At 73.3% G+C, this 6,046-nt stretch carries 7 protein-coding genes; 5 read left to right on the forward strand and 2 right to left on the reverse strand.

Annotated elements, in window-relative coordinates; translation table 11 throughout:
• The 3 genes from ACSNOK_RS29620 to ACSNOK_RS29630 all read left to right on the forward strand — a co-directional run.
• On the forward strand, window positions 1-1,221 hold a 1,221-nt coding region (locus ACSNOK_RS29620), incomplete at its 5' end, for a hypothetical protein (protein WP_436783876.1).
• Window positions 1,222-1,678: 457 nt separating this feature from the next.
• Window positions 1,679-2,455 (forward strand): DUF4232 domain-containing protein, encoded by a 777-nt coding sequence (locus tag ACSNOK_RS29625; protein WP_436783877.1) that lies wholly within the window; start codon window positions 1,679-1,681, stop codon window positions 2,453-2,455.
• A gap of 145 nt (window positions 2,456-2,600) precedes the next feature.
• The gene (locus tag ACSNOK_RS29630) at window positions 2,601-3,164 is read left to right on the forward strand and encodes a cysteine hydrolase family protein (protein WP_436783878.1); all 564 of its coding nucleotides are present in this window, start codon (window positions 2,601-2,603) and stop codon (window positions 3,162-3,164) included.
• A gap of 113 nt (window positions 3,165-3,277) precedes the next feature.
• On the opposite strand, the gene ACSNOK_RS29635 is transcribed toward ACSNOK_RS29630, so the two are convergent.
• Window positions 3,278-4,159 (reverse strand): LysR substrate-binding domain-containing protein, encoded by an 882-nt coding sequence (locus ACSNOK_RS29635; RefSeq protein ID WP_436783879.1) that lies wholly within the window; start codon window positions 4,157-4,159, stop codon window positions 3,278-3,280.
• A gap of 123 nt (window positions 4,160-4,282) precedes the next feature.
• Here ACSNOK_RS29635 and ACSNOK_RS29640 point away from each other — a divergent pair, with 123 nt between their 5' ends.
• Both ACSNOK_RS29640 and ACSNOK_RS29645 read left to right on the forward strand, forming a co-directional pair.
• A complete protein-coding gene (locus ACSNOK_RS29640; protein ID WP_436783880.1) occupies window positions 4,283-4,780 on the forward strand; it encodes a DUF2871 domain-containing protein in 498 nt (165 codons plus the stop codon).
• Window positions 4,781-4,790: 10 nt separating this feature from the next.
• Window positions 4,791-5,204: a DUF4267 domain-containing protein gene (locus ACSNOK_RS29645; protein WP_436783881.1), complete on the forward strand. Its 414-nt coding sequence runs from the start codon at window positions 4,791-4,793 to the stop codon at window positions 5,202-5,204.
• 28 nt (window positions 5,205-5,232) lie between these two features.
• Here ACSNOK_RS29645 and ACSNOK_RS29650 read toward each other — a convergent pair whose 3' ends face one another.
• Window positions 5,233-5,871, reverse strand: a complete 639-nt coding sequence (locus ACSNOK_RS29650) for a TetR/AcrR family transcriptional regulator (protein ID WP_436783882.1) — start codon at window positions 5,869-5,871, stop codon at window positions 5,233-5,235.
• Window positions 5,872-6,046 lie beyond the last annotated feature (175 nt).

A 6,046-nucleotide genomic window follows, 5' to 3' on the forward strand; every position in this document is an offset into this window, starting at 1 on the left:
ACCCCCGCCTCCACCGACGGCCGACTCCCCGCGACCCAGCCCGCCTCCTCTCCTTCCTCGCCGTCCTCTCCTTCCTCTCCTTCCTCCTCCCGCCTCTTCGAGCCCGCCCGCCTCGGCCCGCTCCGGCTGCCCAACCGCCTGGTGATGGCCCCCATGACCCGCAACCGCGCCGCGGCCGACGGCGTCCCGCGACCGGTCATGGCCACCTACTACGCGCAGCGGGCGACGGCCGGCCTGATCGTCGCCGAGGCGGCCACGCCGAACGAGGTCGGCCGCACGTACCCCGACATCCCCGCCATCCACGACGCGGCGCACGTGGCCGGGTGGCGGCGGGTCACGGACGCCGTACGGGCCGCGGGCGGGCGGATGTTCCTCCAGTTGCAGCACGGGGGACGAGTGGGCCACCCCGACACCAGCGGTCTGACGCCCGTCGCCCCGTCGCCGGTCCCGCTGCCGGAGCCCATCCGCACGCGGGACGGCTTCCGCCCGGCGGTGGTGCCCCGGGAGATGACGGCCGACGACATCCGTTCCACCGTCGCCGACTTCGCGGCGGCCGCGCGCAACGCCGTCGAGGCGGGCTTCGCCGGCGTGGAGGTGCACTCCGCCAACGGCTACCTGCTCCACCAGTTCCTCGGCCGGGGCACCAACCTCCGCACGGACGCCTACGGCGGCTCCGTGGCCGGCCGCGTCCGGTTCACGGTCGAGGTGGTCCGGGCCGTCGTCGCGGCGGTCGGCGCGGAACGGGTGGGCCTGCGCGTCTCGCCGGGCGTCACCGCCAACGGCATGGACGAGGGTGACACCGACGCCATCTACCCGGCCCTGATCACCGCCCTGTCCGACCTGGACCTCGCCTACCTGCACGTCGTCCACGCCGACCCCGAGCAGCCCGTCTTCGCGGAGATCCGGCGGCTCTGGCCGGGCACCCTGATCGCCAACCCGAAGCTGCCGCGCGACACCCCGTCCGCCGCCGAACTGCGCCACGAGGGCGAGCGCCTGCTGGACGCGGGAGCCGACCTCGTGGCGTTCGGACGGGGGTTCCTCGCCAACCCCGACCTGGTCGCCCGTCTCCGTTCGGACGCGCCGCTCAACCCCGTACGGGGCGAGTACCTGATGTACGTCTCGGGGGAGACCGGCTACACCGACTACCCCGCGCTGCCCGCCGGTCGCCCCGTAGGGGATGCCCGGGACGCGGACCCGGTGCCGGTGCCTTCCCGGGGCTGACGCCTCGTGCCTGACGCCTCGTGCCTGACGCCTTGTGCCTGACGCCTTGTGCTCGACGCTTCGTGAAGGGATCCCCCGCCGAGAGCCCCGGCCCGACCCGGCCGGGGCTTTCGGCGCGGGCGTCGGCGCTCGACGTGCTTCCGGCCGCCACCGTCGCTCCGGCCCGGCGGGGCCCGCCGTCGGCGGCGTTCCCGGCCCGCCACCGCCGACCCCACCGGTACGGAACCCGCACCGCCACCGCGCGGGAGACACGTCCCGCCCCGCCGTTCCAGGGGGAACGGTTTCCACAGGTCAGAGGCCGTTTACCCGTTCCGGTGTCCCGTGTTCTCCGGTGCTCCTTGCGGGGCCGGACGGCCGGCCCGGAAGCTCTGTTCCGTCGACGTCGGCGCACGTTCCGCACCGCGGACCCCGCGCCGTTTCCGGCGGAACCGATCACATCTCCACGGGGGAACCACCCATGCGCAAGAACCTCATCCGCACGACCGCCCTGGCCGCCACCGCCCTGGCCGGCGTCCTGACGCTGACCGCCTGCAACGACGACACGGCCGACTCCTCCGCCCCGTCCGCGCCCGGCGCGTCGCGCTCCGCGAACCAGGGGCAGGGGACCGACGGCGGCGGCGCGGGGGCGGACGGCAAGGCCCCGTCCGGCGCCGGCGGGTCGACCTCCGGCGGTGGCGGCGTGAGCGGCCACAAGGGCGGCGGCACCAGCGGCGGCACCGACAGCGGCACGAACGGCGGCAAGAGCGGCGGCAAGAGCGGCGGCAAGAGCGGGAGCGGAAGCGAGGCCAAGAGCGGCGGCACGGCCGGCGGCAAGGGCGGCTACCGCCAGGCCTGCGGCACCAACGACCTGTCCTGGAGCGCCACCTCCAAGACCCAGGCCGGCGGCTACGTGCAGATCGCGGTGAAGGCCAAGCCCGGCATCACCTGCGTACTCCCGGGCACCCACCCGGTGGTGGCGTTCGGCTCCGACGGCACCGAGGCGCGTCCCGCCGAGCACGCCGTCGGCGAGCCGGTGAAGGTGAACGACCACACCACCGCCTACGCCGGGGTGAACCCCAAGACCACCAACGCGGACAACGGCAAGGAACTGGACGAGATCATCGTCGCGGTCGAGCGGGGCGACGACCCGGTCAGCCTGAAGACCGGCCGCATGACCATCGACAAGCCGGTCGTCACCAACTGGCACACCGACCCGCAGAAGGCCGTCCCCGGGGACGCCGTGGGCGGTCGATGACGCGTCCGCGCCCGGACCGCGACGGGCGTGGAACCCGTCACCCGCCCCGGCGGGGCCTCGCCACAACACCCCCGGTTGGTGCAGGGTGAGCCTGGCCCGTACCCCACCCGCACCCCACCCGTTTCCCCCCGCCCCCGGAGGCGACATGAGCAGCGCCCTTCTCGTGATGGACGTCCAACAGGCCATCGTGGACGCGGTGGACGACGACGGTTCCGGATACCTGCCGCGCCTGCGCGGGGCGATCGACGGGGCCCGGGCGGCGGGCGTGCCCGTGATCTACGTGGTCATCGCGCTGCGCCCCGGCTTCCCGGAAGTCGGCACGCGGAACAGGCCCCTCGCCGCCATCGCCCGGGCCGGCCTCTACGTCGAGGGCGACCCGGGGACCCGAATCCATCCCGACATCGCGCCCCGGCCCGGCGAGGTGGTGGTCACCAAGCGGCGGGCGAGCGCCTTCTCGGGCAGTGACCTCGACGTGGTGCTGCGGGCTCGCGGCATCGACCACCTCGTGCTCGCCGGCATCGCCACCAGCGCCGTGGTCCTGTCGACCGTATGCCAGGCGAACGACCTGGACTTCGGCCTGACCGTCCTGGCCGACGGCTGCCTGGACCTCGACCCGGAGGTGCACCGGGTCCTCGTCGACCGCCTGTTCCCGCAGTGGGCGGATGTCGTCACCGTCGACGACTGGCTCAAGACGCTCGCGCCTCGGTAACGGCGGGCGTACGGGGGTCGGCCGGGCAGGCGGGACGCCGGCCGACGGCGGCCCACTCCGCGCGGTGGGCGGGCGCGGGTCCACCGCGAGTACGGACGCGGGCCCGGACCGCGTCACTCGGGCGCGGCGTCCGACGCGGCGCGGACGAAGGCCTGGACGAGAGGTGAGTCCCTGTCGGCCTGCCAGCACAGGGCCCAGCGGACGGGCGGGGCGTCGGCGACGGGGAGGAAGACGAGGTTGGGCCAGGTGTAGAAGCCCGTGGCCTCGGCGGCGGCGGTGGCCACGGCCTGTCCGCAGGCGACCGTGTTGAGGACCTCGTGCCAGGTGGAGACCCGCGGGCCGCGGGGGACGGGGCGCCCCGAGGGGGTGCGGAACGGCGTGAGGGCGTCCGCCATGGCCGGCGGGAGTCCGTGGCCGGACACGAAGGTGCAGTCGGCGAAGTCCTCCAGCCGGACCGCCTCCTTGCCGGCGAGCGGGTGGGAGGCGCCGACCATGAGCCGCAGGGACGAGGTGTGCACGACCGGACCGACGGCGAGGCCGGGCGCGTCGACCGGCAGCCAGAGCAGCGCCACGTCGACCTCGCCCGACTCCAGCAGTTCCAGCGGGGCCGGCTGCTGGATCTCGCGGTGCCGGATCCGGACCGCCGGATGACGGGTCCGGAGCAGTCGCATGGCGCCCTTCAGTACGCAGAAGTGCGGTCCCGTCGTGCCGATCGTGAGGACTCCCGCGTGGCCCCGCGCGGCCGCGGTGGCGACGTCGACACCCCGCAGGATGCGGCGGTAGCCGGCCTTCCACTCACGGTGCAGTTGTTCGCCGACGGCGGTCAGCCGGACGCTGCGGCTGGTGCGGTCGAAGAGCCGGGCGCCGATTCGGTGTTCCAGGTGTCTGACCGACTGGCTGACGCGCGCCTGGGTGACGTGCAGGCGCGCGGCCGTGCGGCTGAAGTGCAGTTCCTCGGCGAGCGCCAGGAATATCTCGATGTCCCGCAGTTCCAACGCCGTACCGCCCGATCATTAGTCACAGGTTATGGGTCCATGCCGAGGTCATGGTTGATCACCGGCAGCACCCGGTGTCAGCGTGGGCGGCGTCAACTCGTCTGCTCCCGGAAGTGGTTACGCGTGCGGAGAATCGTCAACACCGCTCACCTCTACATGATCGTCGGCTTGGTCAGCGGGCTGTACTACCGCGAGCTGACCAAGGCCGAGGATTTCACCGGCGACACCCAGCTCGCGGTCGTGCACACCCACGTCATCGCGCTCGGGACGCTGTTCTTCCTCGTCGTGCTCGCGCTGGAGAAGCTGTTCGAGCCGAGCGGCAGCCCGCTCTTCGGCTGGTTCTACTGGACGTACAACGCGGGGCTGGCGGTGACCGTGGTCATGATGACCGTCCGCGGCACGCTGACGGTGCTGGGCCGCTCCCTGCCCGAGGCCGTCGGGCTGGTCTCCGGGCTCGGGCACATCCTGCTGACGGCGGGGCTGGTGCTGTTCTTCGTCGCCCTGGGCAAGTGCGTTCCGGCCCGGTCCGCCGCACGCGCGGCCGTGGCGGGCCGTCCGTCCGCCGTGCGCGCGGACGCGGAAGGCAGCCCTTCCGCCGCCGGCCGGCCGACGGTCCGCTGAGGAGCATCCCATGTCGACTTACCTCGCTTACGGCCTCGCCGTCGTGCTCGATCTGCTGGTCCTGTTCGTCGGGCTCAGGTTTCTGCTGGTCCCCCGTGCCGCGGCGGCGGGGTACGGCGTCCCGGCCGCGGGATACGGCGTCGCGGCCGTGAAGGCCGCCGGACCGGCCGCGAAGGCCGGCGACCCGGCGTACCTGACGGTCAAGGGCCTGCGCGACACCGCGTACGGCCTCATGGGCCTGGCCCTGCTCTCCTTCGCCGGAGCCCGCGCTGAGGCCTGGTACATGCTGGTCGTGGCGCTGCTGCCGCTGGGCGACGTGGTGATCGTCCTGCGCAACGGCGGGACGCGGGCCGCCGCGTTCGGCATCCACGCCACCACCGCCGCCCTCGTCCTGGCGGACGCCGCCCTGCTGTTCACGCTGTGACGCCCGAGGGCCGAGGGCGGGCCCCGCACTACGCCGGGCGGTACCCGTAGTAGGCCAGGAACATGTCCACCCCGGTCTCACTGAGAGCCTTGGTGGTCTCCGGCGGCAGGCCCACGCCGTAGGCGCTGTGGATCAGATGCGGGTAGAGCACCAGGGAGTAGAACTGGATGATGGCGACCTCGATGTCGGGCATGTCGAGGCGCCCCTCGTCGATGAGCCGGCGGAAGGTGTCGAGCAGCGCCGGGCGCGCGCGGTCGGGGCCGTGTTCCTTCCAGGCCAGGCCCAGTTCGGGGAAGCGGCGGGCCTCGTGGACCACGAGGTGGCGCAGGGCCATCATCTCGGGCCGGATCATGCCCTTCACCCAGGCGTCCGCCGTCCAGACCAGCGCCGAGCGCAGGTCGTCGGTCTGCTCCAGGCGGGCGGCGGTACCCGCGACGGTCTCGCCCAGGGCCTCTTCGAGGGCGTCCCCGATGACGGCGAGGAACAGGGTGTCCTTGTTGCCGAAGTGGTTGTAGACGGTCACCTTGGACACGCCCGCCTCATTGGCGATGGCGTCCATGCCGGCCTTGAAGCCGTCCCGGACGAACGCCGCGCGGGCGGCGCGGATGATGGCCAGCCGCTTACGGGCGGCCCGGTCCCCGGTCGGTACCCGCGGGGTCTCTCTCACGTCCGCTCCACTCTCCCTCGCTCCGGAGGCAGCCTAGCAGCTGACTGAACTGATCGGTTGAGTTCATATGAACTCGTCTGTACAGTTCAGGCCACGACGCGGCGGGGACCCACCGTTCGTCGGCCCTCCTTCTGTGCGTTTCCCCCCTCGCTCCCTCCCCGCCGCTCACCCCACC

Source organism: Streptomyces sp. URMC 126, assembly GCF_051386555.1.
Classification (GTDB): Bacteria; Actinomycetota; Actinomycetes; order Streptomycetales; family Streptomycetaceae; genus Streptomyces.

Coding starts and splice junctions, on each gene's coding strand:
- ACSNOK_RS29630 (WP_436783878.1), top strand. CDS start 2,601: ATGAGCAGCGCCCTTCTCGTGATGGACGTCCAACAGGCCATCGTGGAC.
- ACSNOK_RS29625 (WP_436783877.1), top strand. CDS start 1,679: ATGCGCAAGAACCTCATCCGCACGACCGCCCTGGCCGCCACCGCCCTG.
- ACSNOK_RS29645 (WP_436783881.1), top strand. CDS start 4,791: ATGTCGACTTACCTCGCTTACGGCCTCGCCGTCGTGCTCGATCTGCTG.